General features: G+C 61.8%; 20 protein-coding genes, 1 tRNA gene and 2 pseudogenes. 12 read left to right on the top strand and 11 right to left on the bottom strand.

Going from position 1 to position 19,488, the window contains the following annotated elements; translation table 11 throughout:
* Window positions 1-40 precede the first annotated feature (40 nt).
* From greA to ACNJYB_RS33115, 4 genes and pseudogenes are all read left to right on the top strand, one after another.
* Window positions 41-523, top strand: a complete 483-nt coding sequence (gene greA, locus ACNJYB_RS33130) for a transcription elongation factor GreA (protein ID WP_439370741.1) — start codon at window positions 41-43, stop codon at window positions 521-523.
* A 489-nt stretch (window positions 524-1,012) separates the two neighbouring features.
* On the top strand, window positions 1,013-2,191 hold the full coding sequence (locus ACNJYB_RS33125; RefSeq protein ID WP_439375704.1) for an acyl-CoA dehydrogenase family protein: 1,179 nt from the start codon (window positions 1,013-1,015) through the stop codon (window positions 2,189-2,191).
* A 52-nt stretch (window positions 2,192-2,243) separates the two neighbouring features.
* Window positions 2,244-2,425: pseudogene (locus tag ACNJYB_RS33120) on the top strand (GreA/GreB family elongation factor); the annotation flags it as partial.
* Window positions 2,426-2,741: 316 nt separating this feature from the next.
* Complete coding sequence (locus ACNJYB_RS33115; protein WP_439370739.1) at window positions 2,742-4,211, top strand: NCS1 family nucleobase:cation symporter-1; 1,470 nt, start codon at window positions 2,742-2,744, stop codon at window positions 4,209-4,211.
* A 59-nt stretch (window positions 4,212-4,270) separates the two neighbouring features.
* On the opposite strand, the gene ACNJYB_RS33110 is transcribed toward ACNJYB_RS33115, so the two are convergent.
* Both ACNJYB_RS33110 and ACNJYB_RS33105 read right to left on the bottom strand, forming a co-directional pair.
* The gene (locus ACNJYB_RS33110) at window positions 4,271-5,278 is read right to left on the bottom strand and encodes a hypothetical protein (protein WP_439370737.1); all 1,008 of its coding nucleotides are present in this window, start codon (window positions 5,276-5,278) and stop codon (window positions 4,271-4,273) included.
* A 317-nt stretch (window positions 5,279-5,595) separates the two neighbouring features.
* Window positions 5,596-6,630, bottom strand: a complete 1,035-nt coding sequence (locus ACNJYB_RS33105) for a TetR/AcrR family transcriptional regulator (protein WP_439370736.1) — start codon at window positions 6,628-6,630, stop codon at window positions 5,596-5,598.
* 250 nt (window positions 6,631-6,880) lie between these two features.
* Between ACNJYB_RS33105 and ACNJYB_RS33100 the strand changes: the two genes are divergently transcribed.
* Window positions 6,881-8,239: a tyrosine-type recombinase/integrase gene (locus ACNJYB_RS33100; protein WP_439370734.1), complete on the top strand. Its 1,359-nt coding sequence runs from the start codon at window positions 6,881-6,883 to the stop codon at window positions 8,237-8,239.
* Here the strand turns inward: ACNJYB_RS33100 and ACNJYB_RS33095 are convergent.
* A complete protein-coding gene (locus ACNJYB_RS33095; RefSeq protein ID WP_439370733.1) occupies window positions 8,184-8,510 on the bottom strand; it encodes a hypothetical protein in 327 nt (108 codons plus the stop codon). The two genes, ACNJYB_RS33100 and ACNJYB_RS33095, sit on opposite strands and share 56 nt — an antisense overlap.
* A gap of 997 nt (window positions 8,511-9,507) precedes the next feature.
* On the opposite strand from ACNJYB_RS33095, the gene ACNJYB_RS33090 reads away from it, so the two are divergent.
* The 4 genes and pseudogenes from ACNJYB_RS33090 to ACNJYB_RS33075 form a co-directional block, all read left to right on the top strand.
* Window positions 9,508-9,825, top strand: a complete 318-nt coding sequence (locus ACNJYB_RS33090) for a helix-turn-helix domain-containing protein (protein ID WP_439370732.1) — start codon at window positions 9,508-9,510, stop codon at window positions 9,823-9,825.
* Window positions 9,818-11,062: a type II toxin-antitoxin system HipA family toxin gene (locus ACNJYB_RS33085; protein WP_439370731.1), complete on the top strand. Its 1,245-nt coding sequence runs from the start codon at window positions 9,818-9,820 to the stop codon at window positions 11,060-11,062. The genes ACNJYB_RS33090 and ACNJYB_RS33085 overlap by 8 nt, the downstream gene beginning before the upstream one ends.
* A 203-nt stretch (window positions 11,063-11,265) precedes the next feature.
* Window positions 11,266-11,895, top strand: coding sequence for a hypothetical protein (locus ACNJYB_RS33080; protein ID WP_439370729.1), 630 nt, complete (start codon window positions 11,266-11,268; stop codon window positions 11,893-11,895).
* 227 nt (window positions 11,896-12,122) lie between these two features.
* Window positions 12,123-12,266, top strand: a pseudogene (locus tag ACNJYB_RS33075) (PepSY domain-containing protein); the annotation flags it as partial.
* Window positions 12,267-12,592: 326 nt separating this feature from the next.
* On the opposite strand, the gene ACNJYB_RS33070 reads toward ACNJYB_RS33075, so the two are convergent.
* On the bottom strand, window positions 12,593-12,826 hold the full coding sequence (locus tag ACNJYB_RS33070) for a hypothetical protein (protein WP_439370727.1): 234 nt from the start codon (window positions 12,824-12,826) through the stop codon (window positions 12,593-12,595).
* 171 nt (window positions 12,827-12,997) lie between these two features.
* Here ACNJYB_RS33070 and ACNJYB_RS33065 point away from each other — a divergent pair, with 171 nt between their 5' ends.
* Both ACNJYB_RS33065 and ACNJYB_RS33060 read left to right on the top strand, forming a co-directional pair.
* On the top strand, window positions 12,998-13,342 hold the full coding sequence (locus tag ACNJYB_RS33065) for a hypothetical protein (protein WP_439370725.1): 345 nt from the start codon (window positions 12,998-13,000) through the stop codon (window positions 13,340-13,342).
* 347 nt (window positions 13,343-13,689) lie between these two features.
* On the top strand, window positions 13,690-13,836 hold the full coding sequence (locus ACNJYB_RS33060; RefSeq protein ID WP_439370723.1) for an ArdC-like ssDNA-binding domain-containing protein: 147 nt from the start codon (window positions 13,690-13,692) through the stop codon (window positions 13,834-13,836).
* A gap of 4 nt (window positions 13,837-13,840) precedes the next feature.
* On the opposite strand, the gene ACNJYB_RS33055 is transcribed toward ACNJYB_RS33060, so the two are convergent.
* From ACNJYB_RS33055 to ACNJYB_RS33035, 5 genes are all read right to left on the bottom strand, one after another.
* Window positions 13,841-14,908: a hypothetical protein gene (locus ACNJYB_RS33055; protein WP_439370722.1), complete on the bottom strand. Its 1,068-nt coding sequence runs from the start codon at window positions 14,906-14,908 to the stop codon at window positions 13,841-13,843.
* The gene (locus ACNJYB_RS33050; protein WP_439370720.1) at window positions 14,905-15,156 is read right to left on the bottom strand and encodes a hypothetical protein; all 252 of its coding nucleotides are present in this window, start codon (window positions 15,154-15,156) and stop codon (window positions 14,905-14,907) included. The genes ACNJYB_RS33055 and ACNJYB_RS33050 overlap by 4 nt, the downstream gene beginning before the upstream one ends.
* Window positions 15,153-15,344, bottom strand: coding sequence for a hypothetical protein (locus ACNJYB_RS33045; protein ID WP_439370718.1), 192 nt, complete (start codon window positions 15,342-15,344; stop codon window positions 15,153-15,155). The genes ACNJYB_RS33050 and ACNJYB_RS33045 overlap by 4 nt, the downstream gene beginning before the upstream one ends.
* Before the next feature lie 100 nt (window positions 15,345-15,444).
* On the bottom strand, window positions 15,445-16,947 hold the full coding sequence (locus tag ACNJYB_RS33040; protein ID WP_439370716.1) for a tyrosine-type recombinase/integrase: 1,503 nt from the start codon (window positions 16,945-16,947) through the stop codon (window positions 15,445-15,447).
* Between the two features lie 90 nt (window positions 16,948-17,037).
* Window positions 17,038-17,122, bottom strand: a tRNA-Leu gene (locus tag ACNJYB_RS33035).
* Between the two features lie 159 nt (window positions 17,123-17,281).
* Between ACNJYB_RS33035 and ACNJYB_RS33030 the strand changes: the two genes are divergently transcribed.
* The gene (locus ACNJYB_RS33030; protein ID WP_439370715.1) at window positions 17,282-17,821 is read left to right on the top strand and encodes a disulfide bond formation protein B; all 540 of its coding nucleotides are present in this window, start codon (window positions 17,282-17,284) and stop codon (window positions 17,819-17,821) included.
* On the opposite strand, the gene ACNJYB_RS33025 is transcribed toward ACNJYB_RS33030, so the two are convergent.
* Entirely contained in the window at window positions 17,822-18,907 is a 1,086-nt protein-coding gene (locus ACNJYB_RS33025) for an AbrB family transcriptional regulator (protein ID WP_439370714.1), read from the bottom strand. It lies immediately after the preceding gene.
* A 101-nt stretch (window positions 18,908-19,008) separates the two neighbouring features.
* The gene (locus ACNJYB_RS33020) at window positions 19,009-19,284 is read right to left on the bottom strand and encodes a PsiF family protein (protein ID WP_439370713.1); all 276 of its coding nucleotides are present in this window, start codon (window positions 19,282-19,284) and stop codon (window positions 19,009-19,011) included.
* Between the last annotated feature and the right edge of the window lie 204 nt (window positions 19,285-19,488).

Raw genomic sequence — 19,488 nt, 5'->3', positions numbered from 1 at the left:
GCGCGGGCGTCACCATCAGGACAGCGACAGGATTCTTGAATTGAGCGTTGCCTTTACCAAGGAAGAAAGCGCCGAGACCGCGTCCGAGACGCTGTTGCCGGATCGTCCGATCTCGCCGCATCCGAATCTCGTGACGGAAGCCGGGCTCAAGGCCCTGCAGGCGCAGCTTCAACAAGCGCGGGAGGCCTATGAGGCCGCACAAGCCATCGACGACGTCAACGAGAAGCGTCGGCAGTCGGCCGTGCCCTTGCGCGACGCCCGCTATCTGACCGAACGGTTGCGCACGGCGAATGTGATGCCGGATCCTGTCACCACCGACATCGTCGCCTTCGGCAGCACGGTGACCTTCCGCCGCACCGACGGACGCGTGCAGACCTACCGCATCGTCGGCGAGGACGAAGCCGATCCGAAGGCCGGCTCGATCTCGTTCGTCTCGCCGGTGGCGAGGTCGCTGATGGGGAAGGCGGTGGGGGACGTCGTCGGGACGGGCGCGCAGGAGATCGAGATCGTATCGATTGCGTAAGATCGCTCCCGCCGCGTCCGTGAAACGAAGCCCGATGGTTGAATGAGGCGGTTTCTGTCGGGAGCACCGCCGTTCTACGCGCTGGCAGGACTTGCCATGTGATGTACCTCGTCCTGTGCAGGACGAGCCTCTTGGACTTGAACGCCGTCGTGCAGAGTGCGACCGGTTCACCGTGGTTTCCGGCCTTCATGTTCGTCTGCGTGCTGCTGGAGTCGGTCTTCCCGCAAGATCAGGAAGGGGTCCTGCAGCAGGCAGTGAGACGGCGCAGACCCGGGACCGCGAAGTCCCGGGCATTCGAGTCCGGCGCTGAAGCGCCGGACTAGGACTGGAAACATCGTCCGCGTCTTGGCGCGTTGACAACGCCTTCGGGGAAGGAAATAGTTTATGCTTAAAACAATAGTCGGTTCGAGCCGCGTTGGCAGATGCGATCGCTGGTTCTGAGAGAACATGCCGGCCGCCCGAACCGACACCGACCTTGCGGAGCGACAGATGGGCTCACCGGCAATGACAATCTCCCGCGACTGGCTGGACTGGCCGTTCTTCGAACCGCGTCATCGCGCAACTTGCGACGCGCTCGACCGCTTCGTCGCGCAGGGTGGACTTCAGGCTGCCGATCACCGCGACGTCGATGGCGCCTGCCGCAAGCTCGTGCGCGCGCTTGGCGCGGAGGGGCTGCTCGATTGCGCGGTCGCGGCGCCGGATGGCGACGTGGCGAGCATCGATTCCCGCTCGATCTGCCTGTCGCGTGAGACGCTGGCCTATGCCGATGGCCTCGCCGATTTTGCCTTCGCCATGCAAGGGCTCGGATCCGGCGCGATTGCGCTTGCCGGCTCGGCGGAACTGCGACATTCCGTGCTGCCGCAAGTCCGTTCGGGCGAATGGCTGGCGGCATTCGCGCTTTCGGAGCAGGAGGCCGGCTCCGATGTTGCGGCGATGACCTGCACGGCACGCCAAGACGGCGATAGTTATGTTCTGAACGGCGAGAAGACCTGGATCTCCAACGGCGGCATCGCGGACGTCTACACGCTGTTTGCCCGGACCGGTGAGGCGCCCGGCGCGCGCGGCATTTCCGCGTTCGTCCTGTTTCCGGACGACCCGGGCTTCAGCGTTGCCGATCGCATCGACATCATCGCGCCGCATCCGCTGGCGACGTTGCGCCTGGACAATTGTCGGATTCCGAGCAGCCGGCGGCTCGGGGCGCCCGGTGCAGGCTTCAAGATCGCGATGCAGACCCTCGACATCTTCCGCGCTTCGGTTGCTGCAGCCGCGCTCGGCTTTGCCAGACGTGCGCTGGAGGAGGCGCGAGTGCACGCCCAGACACGGCGCATGTTCGGGGCGACGCTGTCGGATCTCCAGCTCACCCAGGCCGCGCTCGGCGACATGATGACTGAAACCGACGCCGCGGCGCTGTTGACCTATCGTGCCGCATGGCGCCGCGACGTCCAGAAGCTTCCCACCACGCGTGAGGCTGCGATGGCAAAATTGTCCGCCACCGAGACCGCCCAGCGGGTCGTCGACCGTGCGGTGCAGATGTTTGGCGGACGCGGCGTGCGCAAGGGCGAAATCGTCGAAAGCCTGTATCGCGAGGTCCGCGCCCTTCGAATCTACGAAGGGGCGACCGAGGTCCAGAAGCTGATCGTCGCGCGCGAGCTGCTCAAGCCGCGCTAAAGCGCGATGAGACCGGGATGAATCGTCGTCGCGCTCTAGGTTGTGTTTGCGCATGACGTTCAGCCGGGCGGACCTCCGCGTGCGGAGCTACCGCATCGTCGGCGAGGACAAAGCCGATCCGAAGGCCGGCTCGATCTCGTTCGTCTCGCCGGTCGCGCGCTCGCTGATCGGAAAGACCGTGGGCGATGTCGGGGGGCGGGTGCGCAGGAGATCGAGATTCTGGCGATCGAGTAGGCATGCCGTCCGCGCATCCGGGAAGGGCGGAAGCGTCCTCCACGGTCACGCATAATCGCCTCCCGTGCTTGCTGCGAGTACACGGCTCGAATGCGCGCTGCCCCGGGGCGTCGTCGGACGGTCACCTTAATCCGTCGGCGCCGGGTGTCGAACCTCGACGATCAAGGCGGAAATCGCTCCACGGGCTGGACGGGCGCTTGGACCTCGGTCCGACGTTGCCCACGAATTGACCGATCGTAAAATGTGTTTGACCGTTTGGTCAAAAATGGCGCGCCGCTTGCTTGTTGAACGGCCTGTTCAGCAAGGAGTCGGAACAATGAGCGGATCGCATGCCAACCCGCCCGTCGTCGTCATCACGGGCGCCCATCCGAAGCTCTACAACCACGACCTCGCGCCGACCGCGCGAGAAGGCAAGACCTGGGGGGCTTTCAGCATCTTTGCGATGTGGATGTCCGACGTGCACTCGGTGGGGGGCTACACCTTCGCGGCCAGCCTGTTCTTCCTGGGGCTGACGGGCTGGCAAGTCCTGCTCTCGATGGTGATCGGCATCTCCGCGGTCTACGTCTTGATGAACCTGATCGGCCGCCCTTCTCTGAAGTATGGTGTGCCGTTTCCGGTGGTGGCCCGCATGTCCTTCGGGGTCATGGGCGCCAATCTTGCCGCCTGTTTGCGCGGCATCGTCGGGATCGTGTGGTATGGCGTGCAAACTTATTTCGCATCCAAGGCCGTTCAGGTTCTCGTGCTGACTTGGTTTCCGGGCGCGGTGTCGTTGACCCAGAACGGCATCGCCGGCCTGTCGACGCTCGGCTGGCTCAGCTTCGGCTTCATGTGGGTGTTTCAGCTCCTGATCTTCCTCAATGGCATGGAGACGATTCGGAAGTTCATCGATTTCTGCGGACCGGTCGTCTACGTCGTAATGTTCGCGCTGGCGATCTGGATCCTGGCGCAGACCGGCACCTCCAGTCTCGACTTGCAGCTCAGTCCGCCTGCCGGGGGAGCGACGGCCGGCCATATGGCGAATGCCGCGATGCTGATCGTGGCCTATTTCGCTGCGCTGCTGCTCAATTTCGGCGACTTTTCGCGGTTCGCCCGCGACGAGAAGGCAATGAAGCTCGGCAATTTTCTCGGGCTCCCGGTCAACTTCATCGTCTTCGCCGTCATCACCGTCGTCGTGACGGCCGGCACCGTGCAGGTGTTCGGCCAGGCGATCATGGACCCCGTCTTGATTGTCGAAAAGATCGGCAACCCATGGATCGTCGCCTTGGGATCGATCACCTTCATCGTTGCAACGATGGGCATCAACATCGTCGCCAATTTCGTTTCCCCTGCCTACGACATCTCCAATCTCAATCCGGAACGCATCAATTTCCGGACCGGTGGGCTCATCACCTCGATCCTATCGGTCATGGTCTGTCCCTGGCTCTTCGTATCAAGCCCTCAAGCGATTACGATCTTCGTCGGCATTTTCGGCGCCATTCTAGGCCCGATGTTCGGCATCATGGTGAGCGACTATTATCTTGTTCGTAAGCAGCACGTCGTCGTCGAGGATCTCTACACCATGTCCTCCTCCGGCTCGCTCTACTTCGAGAACGGCTGGAATCGCAGAGCGCTGATCGCTTTGGTGTTGTCCGGCGCGGCCTCGATCGGTCTCTCCTTGCTCGGCGCCTACAAGGTCATTCCCAATATCGGCGACTGGGGCTGGTTGGTCGGCGCAGGTCTCGGAGCCGTGCTGCACCTCGTGCTCATGTCGCGCGAGATGCGGGTTGCGTCCGTGCCGGCGGAGTGACTGTTCTTCACCGGAAAGGCGGCCTTGCTTCGAGGCCGCCTTTCGCATGTTCGGATGCCCTATAACGATTGCCGCTCCGGCGCGGATGCCAGCGCCCGAAGCAGGGCCGCCACGTAGTGCCGGGAGCGATCACGCGCATCCGCCGTGCGTTCGGGACGCATGCTGACGATAGCGTCCCGCAGGGCTTGCAACGTGGTCATCTCCGGCACCAGTCGCGCGGTGAATTGTGCTGGTGTCATCGGCTTGGCGACGGCACCGGGGGGCTCGACCAGGAAAAGTACGCCGTCCACGAGCTCCATTGCGCGATCGAAGTAACGGGAGTTCACGACGGTCCAGGCCTGCGCTACGCTGGGATCGGCGAGATAGGCCGCGACGTCGGCGGCGACGAGCGCGTGCATCTGCTTGACTCGCGTGCGCAGTCGGGCGATCTCGGCCACCCGTTCGGCATCGGGCGGTTGGCCGGTGTGCAAGGGCACGATGAGCTGCGAGCCGAGCCGGCCGGCGACGTCGCGCAGCTCGGTGATGAGCGTCGCCACCTGCACCATGCTGGCGGCGGCGGGATCGGCGGCCACGATCTGATCTCCGAGGTCGCCGACGAGAGCCTGCACGGGATCGATGGCGCTGAACATGCCTTCGATCGCAAGCTGAAGCCCCTCCGCACTGCGCTCTGTCCGAGGTTGGGCGATGATCGCGTCCACGCCGCGCCGTGCGCGACGGAGATCCGAGCGGATGACGTCAAGCTGCGCAAGGAAGTCGCGCGAGCGTTGATCCTTGCCTGCAAGGAGGGCCGACAGGATCGCGATGGTATCATCGACCTCGGTCCGCGCCGCCCGCAGCGCGCCCGTGAATGGTTCGTCCCCTGCCGCCTCGGTCATCGCACTGTTGGCTGGACCGCGTTCTGCGGAAATTCTGCTCATGACCAGCAGCGCGGCATGGAAGCGCCGGAAACTGAGCGGATCGACGTCTGGGGTGAGAGGCTGAGACCCACCGCTCCAGAAGAGATGCGCGGCGAAAGCCAGAGCTCCGAGGATGGCCGGTGCGGCGAGATACGGGAGCAGGCGTCTCATGTTCGTTCATATCCTCATCGACAGCCGAAACGTTTCCTCGCGGCAGGGCCGGGAGCAGCAACATTCAGGTTGCACTCAGATATAAAACGATCGTTCAAGAGTCTATAACGATCGGTCAAAAGACGAAAGGTCAGGGTCGGGAGCCCAAAATGTGAAAGGCTCGAAGTGCCATCCGCGAGCACACACGCCGGCACAGGTATGCAGGCGCAGACAATTGCCCGGTCAATAGGCAGAGAGGCGCGCAGGGTGCGGGTTCGCGGCCCCCCGGTTCAGGGGCAAATGTCTTCGATGCCGACAATTGGCACTGAGCCGGGCGTTCAGCCGGCCTTGGGGTTGGACGCTGCCGCGGCGCCGGCGGCAGAAAAACCAAGCCCGCCGAGCACGAGCTGTACGATCGTGGCTTTGGCCGATGCGTAGTCGGCCTCTTCCAGCTGCCGCTTGCGCTTCATGATGGCCATCTGGCTGGAAAAATCGGCGTAAGCCTGAGTCATGGCCCAGATGCAGAAGAACAGATCGGCCGCGCTGATCGGCCTGATGGCTCCGCGCGCGGCCAGCGCCTCGATCGTTTTGATCTTCTCGTGCAGCAGTGGCGTCGAGACCTTTTCGATGAAATTGCCGATGAAAGGTGCCCCGCTGATGATTTCGTTGGCGTAGATCCGCGACAGATGGGGGTGATCCCGCGAGAAATCGACCTTCCTGTGGATGTAGCGCACGAGAACGGTCTCGATGTCGGTGGTGGCGTCGAGGGACTCCATGTCCCGCGCCCATTTGTTCATCGCCCGTTCGAGGATCGCGCGGTACAGATCCTCCTTGTCCTCGAAGTAGTAATAGATGTGGGCCTTCGCCACGGAAGCCTTCTTGGCGATGAGCGCGGTCGTCGCTCCGCGGAAGCCGAAATGTCCGAACACGAACTCGGCGGCATCGAGAATCTTTTCCTCGATATCCGGGGCCGGCGCAGCGGCCCTGCGGCCGCCCTTCGGCGCGCGGCGGATGCGAAAGTGCGTTTTGTTCGTTGCTTCCGCCGGCATGAGATTTCCGGAAATACGGCCGCTCGAGCGGCAGGCTGATTCAGCTGAGTTACATGACAACCTCCTTGCACGCAATTGGCCCTTGGATCGCTGCGGAAGGGCCGTTCCTTCGCCCGGCCCGTCAATGGTTGATTCGGAAAACGCGTAGCGGCATAACCCGTTGATCCGGCTTGGGTCGGCTACTGTGCATGGGGTTGTTTTCGAGCTTTGGAGGAGGCAGTTGCCAACAGCGACGGCGCGAGGATCGCCGATAACTTCTCGCTCGGGGCAATGGATGGTGGGCGCACAAGGGATCGAACCTTGGACCTCTCCCGTGTGAACCACAATTGGTAGACTGCAGTCAACCTAATCCAGCCATAGTTTGATTGTAAAAGTCCTTGTAGGGTAGGGGTTTGTGGCCATATCGGCCCATCCTTGGCCTTGGCTGGCCTTACCACATTTTGTATGTCCCTGCTGTGCCCTCCGGAGAAATTCCCTTCGGGCACAACAAAACTGGGAACGTGGAGGGAACGGCTTGTAGTCCGTTTCTAGGGTCGCGCCTCGACCCGTGGCGCAAGGAGCATGGGCACAAACGATGGAAAAGAGCGAAGAAGCTCTCAGAGCTGAAGGAACAACGAACTACCTGAGACTCACTGACGCGGCGATCCGTGTGGCAACGCTGCCGCCGGGCAAGTCGCAGCACTATCTTCACGACACAGAGCAGCCGGGGCTCGCAATTAGGATGCGCGCGACTGGTGGCCGGACCTGGGTCTTCATGTTCACAAAGCCTGGAACGAAAGGCACACAACGCAAGACGCTGGGTGCATGGCCCAAATTCAATGAGAAGGCCGCGCGCAGGGCGGCCACCGTCGTCGCTGGGGAGGTGGTCATTGGGGTCGATCCCAATGAGGCCAAACGCGAGGCGAAGCGGCAAGCGCTAGCCGAGCGGCAGTGCACCACACTGGCGATCCTGATCGTTGAATATGGCCCCTACGAAATGTCCCTGACCGGGCGCCAGGTCGTCAACTGGAAACCGGCCATGTCGGCGCTCCGACGCGGTCTGAAAGATCATTTCGATCTCGCCATCGCCGAGCTCACGCGACGGCAAATCATGGCGGCGGTGGACAGGATCGCCAAGACCGGCAAGCGCGGTGCAGCCAAGGACTTGCGCAAGCACACGCACGCGTTCCTCGAATGGTGCGTTGGCGAAGGTTACGTCGAGCACAACGTGCTCGCCGGCTATCGCGTGCCCAAGGAGACGCGCGCGCAGCGAGTCGGGCGCCGAACGAAGGGCCGGGCGCTGACCGACGAGGAGATCATCAAAGTCTGGCACGCATCCGGCAAGCTCGGGACGTTTGGGCTATTGACACGAATGTGCCTACTCGGTGGCCCGCGCCGCAGCGAGCCAACCATGATCGAGTGGCAAAATCGCGTCATGGATGACCGCATCACTTTCGATGCAGCATGGACTAAGATGGGCCTCCACCACGACGTGCCGCGCACCCACCTCATTGACGAGGTGCTTGCGGCCGCGAAACATTTCCAGCGTGCGACGTCGGACTATGTCTTCCCGTCACCGAAGACCGGCGGCCAGATGTCGGGCTTCACAAAGATGGTCGAGCGCCTGGTCAAGGAAGCGGGGGCCGCCAAATTCACCATGCATGACTTAAGGCGCAGCTTGCGAACCATCATGTCGCGCTGCGGCTATGACAACGAAATCCAGCGGTTGTGTGTCGGGCAAAAGCCGCGCGGAATCGATCAGGTCTACAATCACGACGAACAGTGGATTATCCGCAAGATGGCGTTCGAAGCTGCTCATGACTACATCGCGGAGTTGGTCGGCGCGAAACGGGCGGGCAAGATCGTGCGACTGCAGCGTACGAATCCGCTCGATCCCATCAAGGGCGAATTGCTTGGCCGTCTTCGCGAGCATTATGCGGCTGCGGCGACTTAGTTGTCTTGTCGCGTCCGGCCAGATAGTCGCGCACCGCATCGACGCGGTAAAGCGGGCGGCCATCGACGTAGCGCCATTTCAGCGGATGGCTCGGATTGCGCCGCCATAGCTCCAGAGCTCCAGGCGTGCGCCGGATGACGGCGGCCGTCTCTAATGCCGTTAAATTAGAGCTGCCCGGCAGCGAATCGATATCGAACGTCGCGGGCGGCGGCATGCCACGATTCTTCCGAGGTCGCTTCATGGTGCGGAACGTCTCCTTCGATTGGCCCATCGTCAACTCTCACGGTTGAAGCGAGCGAGGCTCTTGTGTAATCGCCCGTCGCTTCTTGGGCGGAACGTCAAGAGAATCACGCGGTCGTCGAACTTTGCCTGTCGAGTGCTGCCGATCCGACCATCATGCTCCGGTTGATGTTGCATTGGAACACGTCAATTGCGCGTCGTGGGATTGGATATCAACGCGAATAGAAGAAAAGTTGCTGAGACCACTCCGCTCGCATTGCAGCCCTGCGAGGTGGCCACGTCAGCGGCCGGTCCCGCCCCCGCCCGACATGCTTCCACTGATGGCCTATAGCCTGAAAATTATATCGTAGCAGCGTTGTTGTTCAAACAATGGAAAGCGATGCGTTTCGGCTGTCGGCGTCCTCGGAAAGACTGATGCTCAGGAAAGCGGAGACTCATGGGTGAACAGCACCCTCACTCCGACCGATTGGTGACGCTGGAAGTGCGAGATGACGACCCTGCACCCGCAGTCTCAGGATTGAAAAACAAACTGATAGGTTTCGACGCTTCGCAGCTACGTCGAGGCGGGTTGGGGGACATTGGAATTGACTTGGTGATACGGACTTGCTCGGCGCCAAAGGCGTCTCGCGGAAACGACTCGGCACGACGCCACCGGGACGGAGTCATGGATGAACTTGGACGGTCCATTTACCGATCGCTTTCGGCGTTCCATAAAAGCGAGGCACTGCGTTCCAGGATTGGTTCGTTCGCTGAAGGGCCATTGCTGTGCGCCCAATGCACGCGAGCGCCATAGAAATCTTGGTCGACCTTGGCGATAAGATCTGCCTCCTTCATCGCGTCAGGCGCATAGCCACAAAAGCATTCTGGCAGCAGATCAACAGTTCAGACGACGGGTGCCGCTCAATCATCGTCGAAAAGATATGTTTACGGATCATTATGAACAAGAAAGATCTGTTTAGGTTCCACTTGACCGCGATCTGTGATCTGTTTAGGTATCATTTTGGTTTTAATGATCCGAGAACGTATCCATGGCTTCGACCCCGAACCCGCTGCTCAAGGAACTTGGCTTGCACTTTCGAAGAGCGCGGATGGCTGCTGGCCTATCGCAGGAGCAAATCGCCCTCCGGGCGAACATTAGCAGACCCCGCTATCGCGACATTGAAACGGGTACCGCTGCAGCCCGCGCAACGACACTCGTCAACGTGGCCCGCGCCCTTGGCATGGAAATGATGCTGATTCCGCAAGCGATGGTACCGGCTATTCAATCAATGCTGCAGCCAGCTACGGGCGATGATGACCGTCCTGCGTTCACGTCAGACGTTGAGGAGGAGGAGGAGCATGAATAAGCCTGTCCTCGCGGCTGAACGTATCCAATCGCTCGACATCTCATTAAACGATCTTGCTGTCGGCACGCTCGTCCGAACGCCGGGCGACTACAACGCATTCAATCTCTTGCCCGCGTATCGGAGCTTGAAAAAACCACCGGTATTCAGCCTGTCGCTTCGCTCGGCAGATGGCAGCCTCCGTCGGGATCCCAAACCCATACGCGGCGCGCTGCCGCCGTTCTTCGCAAACTTGCTGCCCGAAGAGAAACTGCGCGAGGCAATGGAAAAGCACCACGCAGCGTCAGTACGACCTGGAAACGACTTCGATCTCTTGGCGGCACTGGGGACAAATCTACCGGGAGCGGTACGAGCGTTGCCGAGCGACCGCGTTCCCGTTCCGGCCGGGCCAGAATCAGAAGGCAAGAAGAAGGCGCGCTTTTCGCTCGCCGGTGTCCAGATGAAGCTCTCCGTCATGAAAAATACCGGACAAGAAGGGGGAATCACGCTCGCAGTCGACGATGAGCAAGGGCGGTACATCGCGAAATTTCCCTCCCTCACCCATATTGGACTTTCGGAAAACGAATTCGCGATCCTGGCCTTGGCGGAAGCGCTAGGGATGGAAGCGCCTGCGCGTGAGCTCGTCGAAAAGACGGATTTCGCCGGCATTCCGGAAGAGTTCAACACGATGTCCACGGGCAAAGTGCTTCTTGTCCGTCGCTTCGATCGCAGTGCCGATGGAGCGCGCGTGCATATGGAGGACTTTGCACAGGTCTTCGGTCGCTATCCGTCCGAGAAATATACTGGCGCGGCGTATCACAATATTGCGGCCGCGCTGAACAGCGGTGTCTCGTTCGATTCCGCGATCGAATTTGTCCGCCGTCTTGCGCTCACCGCGATCACGGGCAATGGCGACATGCATCTCAAGAATTGGTCGCTACTGTATCCTGGAGACGGGCGGACGCCTAGGTTGGCGCCAATCTACGACGTGCTCTCAACAGTGCCCTACATCCCGAAAGACGGTCTAGCACTGAGCCTTGCCGGCGAAAAGTCATTCAAGGCTCTGACCCCAGAGCGCTGGCGCAATTTCGCAAACCGCAGCCGTCTCCCGGAAGGGACGGTTCTAACCGCCGTATCCGAGATTGCGGTGGCCGCACGAGATAAGTGGTCGGTTCTTCCAGAACGCGACGTCGTTCCCGCGCAGGTCCTCGATCGTATCGACAAACATATCGATGAAATGGCAGCCATTCTTGCTCCCTAGGGGATGGGCAGGTCTTGAAACGCATAGCAGCCGATTCCGCCATCCCATGAGTGACGTTTGACGAATGCGCTCGCTCTTTTAGCCGGCCTTCCGAGCGTTACGCTGGCAGCAGCGTGCGATCGCCACTGTCCGCAGGACGACGACATCCACAGGCGAACGACGATGCGCTCCACTTCGGAATGGCGTGGCGTGGCGCGGCGTGGATGCTGCGCGAGATGTGGGAGAACAAGACCTGGCCCGACGAGCCTCTCGGCCCGGGCTGGACCGACGCGTTCGTCGACTGGATCGGCGAGTTCGGTCTCGCGCGCGTTGCTGATGCGGTACAGATGGCGTGTAAGCCGCGCTTCTCCGAGGATGGAGAGCGGCTGCCTCCGGATATCGGGGACGTCCCCAGATACGCCGCGGTGGAGCGCGCCGAGGACCGAGAGCCGGGAATGAAGGCCTGCTATCTTGTCCGCGGTCGGATGCGCTTGAAATTCTACTCCTCTGAAGACGATGACGAGATTCTCAAGCTGCTCAAGCGGGTGATGCGGCCGGGGGTGGCCGAGCATTCGATGAACGATGCGGTGGATGAGACCGATACGCTTGAAGATTGCTTCGCCGCGATGGGCGTCGATCGAGCCGAATTCCGCATCGCGATGGGGCATCCGATCGTCGACTTCGGCCTCAACGGCAAGGTCTTCGTCCGGACGGAAGATCCGGAGTGGCGCATTTGGGACGCCTACCTCTGCCGGACGACGGGCAAGGGCGCGCCGATTAGCAGACGCGGGGGCTGGTATTTTCCGAGTCGGCTTCCTCCGGCCGATGCGGTCCCCAAGAAGGCGAAGCGCTAGGGAATCGGTCAGTGATAGTCGGTCTTCGGCGAACAGCGCGTATCGATTGACGATTGCGTTGTAACCAGGAGTAGTCGGCGTTGTCGTGGCAGAAAAATAGCCCATGTCGACGGCATCGGCGCTGACCGAGGATGTCCCGCCATAGGGCGAATTGTTGGCGTGAGTGAAGTCGATCTTGTTGACATCGAAGCCCGCAACGAACTCGTTCGCAAAGCCACATCTCGGCGAAGACAGGCGAACTGGCGCTCGACACCACGCGGCACGAGAGGCTCTGGAATTGGCTCGGCTCGATCCCGCACTGGATTTATCCCACGGTCGTTCGGCAGGACGGTGCGAGCTGGCGGCAAGTGGTTCTGTGGATTTCAGGCATCTGCCCTCGTGGTCGCCGTGAAGGTCAGTATCCGACGACCCTAATGCCTCGATCTGGCTCTTTTCGTCCTCGCCACCCATGCCTCCGCTCGAATCACAATCGGTCCGACTGAAATGTCGCGGTGCGCTTCTCGCCTTCGATCGATGAACGACGTCCTCGCTGGCATTCCAACGCGGCGTGTCGAGCGAAACCTTGTTTGCGGCAATCCCTTCCTGTTTGGGGCAGTCTGACAACAGCGTTCGAGCAGTTTTTGACCAGGCGCTTTTCGGATTGCAGACCGTCCGGGACTTCGCACGCCCTGGAGCCGCGGCAACGCGTGGGAGCACGCTAAGGAATATACAGAACGGCAAAGAGTGCGAGCGCGGCGATAGCGCAGAGAACTACTGTCTTGGCGATCACCGCGCGTCTCTCGATTTGCTCGGCCGCATATCCGAAACCTTGGGCGAGATTGAGTAAGCTGTCCCGTTCGAGTTCTCCTGGTGAGTGCTCAGCCTGTAGCAGGTAACTCTGCTCCAGCCGCCGGAACTCTTTTGCCCGCAATCTGCGCGCACGCACCGCCATAAGTATTGTCCCTTTCCAACCAGCTCACCAAGATGCTCGAAAGCTATCGGCGATGTGCGAGCCGGATGTGACTGCCAACCCCACCAAATCAGGTAGTTGAGACAGCAGGATCACGTTAGCAAACTCCGGCGAATCTGCCGTTCACGCGGAGGGGAGCCATGAGGGCCGGTGATGAGTAAGGAAAGAGAAGGCGAAAAGGGAGCAATGAAGGGCGGAGGAAGGCACGAATTTTTCGTGGTGAATCTGACCAATGAAAAGCTGAAGGGGCACGTTTTGTGGAGAAGCGGCGGCAATGAGATCAAGCTCGACGTCAATGGGCTTGAGCCCGGCAGAGGTTCGCCGCGAAAGCAGTTTTTTCCGTCCAGTGGTAACCGGGATTATTGGCGCTGGTCGGAACGATTCAGGGAGTACCAGCTGAATTGCTACGATGGCGACACCTATGCCGTTGTCACCATCAGCGGCTACGGCATCGGGGTGCTTGTTACCGCCACGAGCCCCGATACGTGGAAATGGTAGCGCAGCGCAGGCGCGGTTTTCACCGGCCTTGTCGTTGTCCTTCGAGCTTAGACCGGCCGCGCGACGCCTCATGCTTCTGCTCTCGCGTGCCTTGCCATCTCTCCTGTACAGCCGCCGGCCATGCTCACCGGCTGACCTGACGCGGATTTCCGTCCACCGCTGGGGGCAAGCCCTCGCACAGGCGCGCCGTCCGGGTGCGGCTCCCGTCTCTCCGCATCCCTTCGGTCGCCGGCACGGACGATGGCCGCAAACAAAGGAGATACGACATATGTAAGGAATATTCACCAGCATCTCATCGACCGCATCGTCGCGGCGATCGAGGCCGGTGCGGGACAAAGGCAGATGCCATGGCATCGCGGCAGCGCCAGGCGCCATCGAGACACATCGCCTCGGGCAACACCTATCGCCGCGTCAACGTTCTTGCGCTTTGGGTCGAGTCCCAGGTCAACGGCAGCTCGCCCCTGTGGGGGACCTGCCCCCAGCGGGCCGATTAGGTGTCTAGCGTCCGCAAGGGCCAGAAGGCTTCCTACGTCGCTTTCTATAAGCAGGTTGAGTTTGCGTCTGACGACGATGCCGAAGACGAAATCCAGGCCGCGCATTTGCGCGGGCGAAGCCCGTGTTCAATGTCGAGCAGGTGGATGGTTTTCCGGATGCCGTGCCTGCCGCTGCGGCTGAGGATCTCCATGATGTCGATGGGTGCGGGATCGTACACGGTGGCAAGACGTGCGCGTTAAGCTCCGTCATCGGCCCGTCCCAAGAGATCTTTCGGCTTATCTGCGGGCGGTGTGAGAGTGTAGATCGTCTTACGGCCCATTTGGGGGGCTCATCGAGCTCGCTTGTCTCGTACAGCGAGATTCGCGGCAAACGGCGCTTGATCCGGCGCCGGACTTCCGTCTCCGGAAACGTCAGCCTTTGAAAGAAGCTCAAGGTCCTGCCTCTCTTGTCGGCGACAGCCTGGGCGGCCTCCACCCACTCGCCCGCGATCCGCCTGCGTTCCATCTTGATGGCGACGTCGAGGTCGCCGAGATCATCGCTGTCGGTGAGATAGGAGCCGAATACGCCCACCTCTGTAACATAATGGAGGAGCTCGCTGTCGCCGTTGATGCTTTCAACGCGCGCCAGAACCTCTTCGAGCAGAGCCTCAGCGGCCGTGCGGTTCACGCGTGAAGTCGGGGATTTCATCCCGGTTGCGTGGTCCTCGTCCGTCACCCGATAGACCACGCGGCCGTCGCTTTCCCGGCCCTCTTCGCAGATCAGCTCGTGCGCGGGCAAAGCTTCGATCAGGCCGTGCGTCTGCCCAGTAAAATCCTGCACTTTGGGCAACCGTACGCCGAACATTTTGTCGCGCTTGCGTGCATTCGTCCAAAGGCGCAAGGCGTGGCCGCGGTTGGATCCGTCGAGCTTGCCGGTATCGATGAACTCATCGATGATCGCGCGCCACCGTGCCTTGAAGAGGTGCTCGTCGACCAGATCGGCGTAGAAGCCGTCGGTTCGTGGCATCGCCAGCAGGTCGCGGACGAGCTTGGCCGGCTGCCCTCCGATCCGGGTGTTGCGGTCGAGCTTCATCGCGCTTCCAGCTGCCTTGCGATGTCGGCCACCACTTTTGGAAACAACCTTGCGGCCTCGATCTGGCTGTATTTTGTGCCTGCCCATCGGGCGATGGTCGAGGCCCAGCATTGGCTCAAGCCGGTGAAGTCGGCATAGACGACCTCATCGCCGTGCCGGCGCACGATCAGGCGCAGCCAGCCCGGTGTATCGGTCTTCTCATAATAGAAACCTTGCTCGACCTGCGAGGCCTTGATGGGACCACTCATGATTTCGCCGCCGCACCGAATCTGTTGATGGCCTCGTTGCCCGGGATATCGAGCGCGTAGCTGTCGAGCAGGTAGAAGGTATTGGCGCGCCAATACTGCGGCTTTTTCTTCGGTTTGCTGAGGCTCGTCACCTCGAAGTCGATCTTGTTGGCGAGGCGCGGATCGGCAAGCACGAGCGATACCGACATTCGGTTCAGGTTGCGATCTGAGCAACAGAGCCTAGGCGGTGATTGCGCCCCGATACTTGCGATGTCGGCGCAGGCGACCCGGAAGGTCGCCTTTAGATGATCACGCAAGCGCGCCCCCGCTGATCGGCATCAGCTTCTTGGGATCCAGCCAGTGGTCGATCCGATCAGCCCAATGCTGCATCAGCTTCGTACGCGAGCCTATCAACGCGAGCGGTCCGTGCTTCTTGTACAGACCTTCGACAGTAGAGTTATCGAGATGCGCAAGCTGCAACTCGACGACATCGCCATCCCACGCCTTGGCGTCCTTGATCTCTTCGTGGTGAGACAAGGTCGAGAAGGTGGTCCGGAATCCGTGGGCACAATGATCAGTCTTGGTGTCAATGCCAAGCAGCCGCAGGCGCTTGTTGAGCGTGTTGTTCGATAGCGGCGCGTCCTTCGAGCAGGAAAACGCGTACCGGCGATGGCCGGTCAGCTTCTGAACGCTGCGCAGGATTGCGAGTGCCTGCCGTGACAAAGGCACGACATGGTCCCAACCAGTCTTCATCTTGGCGGCTGGAATAGTCCAGCGTTCGGCATCCCAATCGACCTCGCTCCACTCCATTTCGTTGACCATGCCGGGGCGGGGAATAGTCAGCGCATCGAAGAGCAAGGCAAGGCCAACAACATCACCAAACCTCGCTCTCGTCCAGGGTGCACTGATGAGCTTGAAGACGCGCGTCACGTCACGTGGTTCGGTGACGCCGGGACGCGGCGTCGAAATGTTGGCAATCATCTGCCCATTCAGGTTGCGGAATGGATTGTAACCGTCGCCTTCGACATCGGCATATTCGCAGATTTGCTCACCGATGCTGCGCACACGGTCGCGGGTTTCCAGCTTTCCCTCGGCTTCGTATGAACGCATAAACGCGAGCACGTCCGGACGCTTGATGTCTTGCCTGCACAGCTTGCCGAAGCGATCCTTGACGTAGCCGACGCGGAGCTCAAGCACCTCGATGGTCTTGGGGTCGCGCACCGCGACGATCCTGCCGCGTTTGACTTTCTCCACCTTCTTCTTCGCGAGCCACTCGTCGGCCCATTGCCCGAAAGGCCGAGCGGCCGCCTGCCTGTGCTTGTCGAGCTGCTTCTCGGTACTTGGGTCTTTGCCGTCTTTGAGCAGGACTTTGGCCTTGTCGCGCTCGCGCCGCGCGTCGGCGAGCGAGAACGTTCCATCCTTGCCGTTGCCGTAAGGGCCGATGGAGTAGGTTTTCTGGCGGCCGTGGAAGCGATAGCCCATCCGCCAAAGCTTGGAAGCAGCGTTGCCGGGCCTGCTCTGGTTCGGCGTAACGAAGAGATAAAGGCCGCCGCCGGTCACGTCGGAAATCTTGGCGGGACTCCACGCGCCATTGTCGAATCTGGGTCGCGCAGCGCGGCAGTCGACGTCGGTTCTGATCTGCTCGGGGTGGGCGCACGCGCCACCGTTCTTGGGGGCCATCTGCTCAATTCCTTCGTTCGGAATAGCGAAAGTCGCCGTGAACGTTTGTTCTCCCGATACCAACACGATACCAACAAAAATACCAACAAATCGGGCGGCTGGGAGCGGACGAGAACAAACGGTGACGAACACCGATGTACGCGGAAGCGCCTATTTTTCAAGGGCTTCCGAGCACTGCGCGGACGGTTGCGGAGGCTTTAGAACTGGCTCGAACAGCCTAGTTGGTGCCCCTGGCCGGAATCGAACCAGCACTCCTTGCGGAACTCGATTTTGAGTCGAGCGCGTCTACCAGTTCCGCCACAGGGGCCCTCGGTCGGCCCCTCCAAGGAGGGCGTCACGAAGCGGGCGGACTATAGCCATGCACATGGCGGGGTCAACCCGCGCCAAAGTGATCCCGGCCGTTCTCGACAGCCGCTTGGGCCAGGGCTAGAGGCATTGGAGCGCGAGCGATCGGAAAGAGGCTGCCGTGACGACCCACAGTGCCGCAACACCTGCGTTCAAGCCGGCGGCCACGAGCCCCGCGCTGGCCGCCTCGCTTGCGGTCACCGGGATCGCGGCGGCCACGATCGCGGGCGCCTGGTTCTTCCAGCTCGTGCTTGAAATCCTGCCGTGCCCGCTGTGCCTGGAGCAGCGCTACGCCTACTATCTGGCGATCCCGGTCGGCGCTCTCACGGCGCTCGCGGCACGCGCCGGCGCGCCGCGGCCGCTGCTGCTCGCAGGGCTTGCGATCCTCGCGCTGGCGACCCTCGCCAATGCCGGCCTCGGCACCTACCACTCCGGCGTTGAATGGGGCTTGTGGAAGGGGCCGACCGATTGCTCCGGTCCCGTCATCAATCTCGGCAGCGCCGCTGATCTGCTGTCGAAGCTCGACACGGTGAAGGTGGTGCGCTGTGACGAAGTGCAGTGGCGCTTCCTCGGCCTCTCGCTCGCCGGCTACAACGTCCTGATCTCGCTGCTGATGGCCGCGATCGCCGCCTGGGGATTTGTGCGGACCGCGAAGCGCTAGTCAATCATCCACATCGTCCTGCGTGCGCCCGAACAGGTGCACGATGCCCGGCGTTGCGATCGTCACGAATACGAAACGCGACAGGTGATGGGCGCCGACGAAGATCGGATCGATGTGCAGCGTCAGGGCCAGCGCCAGCATCGCGTCCATCGCCCCCGGGGCGAAGGCGACGACCACGTCGGAGAACTTCACCTGCGTGGTGAGCGCGACGACGCCGACGAAGATCGCGGAGACGGCGATGGCCACGGTGAACGAGCCCAGCGCCGCATGGATATGGCCGGCGAGCGTCTTGATCCGCATCCGCGCGAAGCGGCTGCCGATCAGCGCGCCGATGCCGACCAGCGCCACGCCGCGCACCCAATCCGGCAGGCCGCCCTCGATCAAGCCGGCGCCGTGCAGCACGCTGGAGCCGATCATCGCGCCGAACATCCAGCTTGCCGGAAACTTGACCAGCCGCAGCAGGAGCGCCGCAACCAGGGAGGCCGCGACCAACGCCAGCAGGCCGAGCGGGGAGGCGATCGTCGTCGTCGGCGACGGCGCGGCCGAAGGCGCCACACCCGCGAGCGCCAGCACCATCGGCAGCGCGGCGGTGAGGACGATGACGCGCATGGTCTGCACCACCGCGATGCCCGGCAGGTCGGCGCCGCGCTCGACGGCCAAAATCGTGATCTGCGACAGCGCGCCGGGGCTGCCGGCGAGGAAGGCCGAGGTGCGGTCCCAGCCATGGATGCGCTGGAGGTAATAGCTCGAGCCGAAGGTCGAGCAGAAGGTGGCGAGCGCGAGCAGCCCGATCGTGAGGGGATAAGCGCTGAGCTGCTGGATCAAATGGCGCGAGACCACCGAGCCCAGCGAGATGCCGAGCAGCACGAGCACGGTCTGGGTCAGGATCGGCGGCAGCGTCAGCGGGCGGCCGGCGATTGCGGCGATCCCGACCGCGATCATCGAGCCCGAGATCAGGCCGCCGGGAAGGCCCGCCAAGAGAAATACGAGACCGCCGGCGGTGCCGATGGCGAGCGTCTCCACCATGCTCAGGATTTTGGCACGGCTCGGCCATTCGAACGGCAGGGAGGCGGTGATTTGCTTCACGCCGCCTTATCGCAAATCAGCGGGAGGCGCACAATTGCGGCTACGTCATGCCGCAATGCGCGCGCCTCTCCTTGCTGCTCGCGAACCGTATTGTGACGGACTTACTTCTTGTCGGCGGCAGGGGCCGAGGTGCCGGCCTTCGCTTCCTTCATGCATTCGCGGCGAAATTTCTTGCGCTCCTTGCCCTTCAGGGCCTTGGCGTCTGCCTGCTTGGAGCATTCGAGCGACTCGGCCGATCGCTCCTTCGGAGGCGCCTTCTTGTCGGCGGTGGCAGCGGCATCGGTCTTGGCGGCCGGCGCGGTGGCCTGCGCGAAGGCGGTGCCGGAGGCGAGCAGGGAGACGAGGGCGGCGGCGGCGAGGCGAGAGGCGAGGGTCATGGTGTTGCACTCTTCTTGCGAGAATTGCGAAGGAGTGGAACGTCGGCTTGCGATGCTGAACGCGACATGAATGATCTGGACGGTGCGATCACTATATTTTTGCGGCGAAAGCCATCGCTTCCTTGTCGCGAGGCGGCGGCACGCTAGGATAGCAATCCCCGTTTCACTTCCCCTCGGGGAAGATCAAGCGAAGACCAAGGAGGA

The organism is Bradyrhizobium sp. SMVTL-02, from assembly GCF_051853005.1.
Taxonomy (GTDB): Bacteria; Pseudomonadota; Alphaproteobacteria; order Rhizobiales; family Xanthobacteraceae; genus Bradyrhizobium.
The sequence above is the reverse complement of the archived record's forward strand: the minus strand, read 5'-3'. Positions and strand labels throughout refer to the sequence as shown.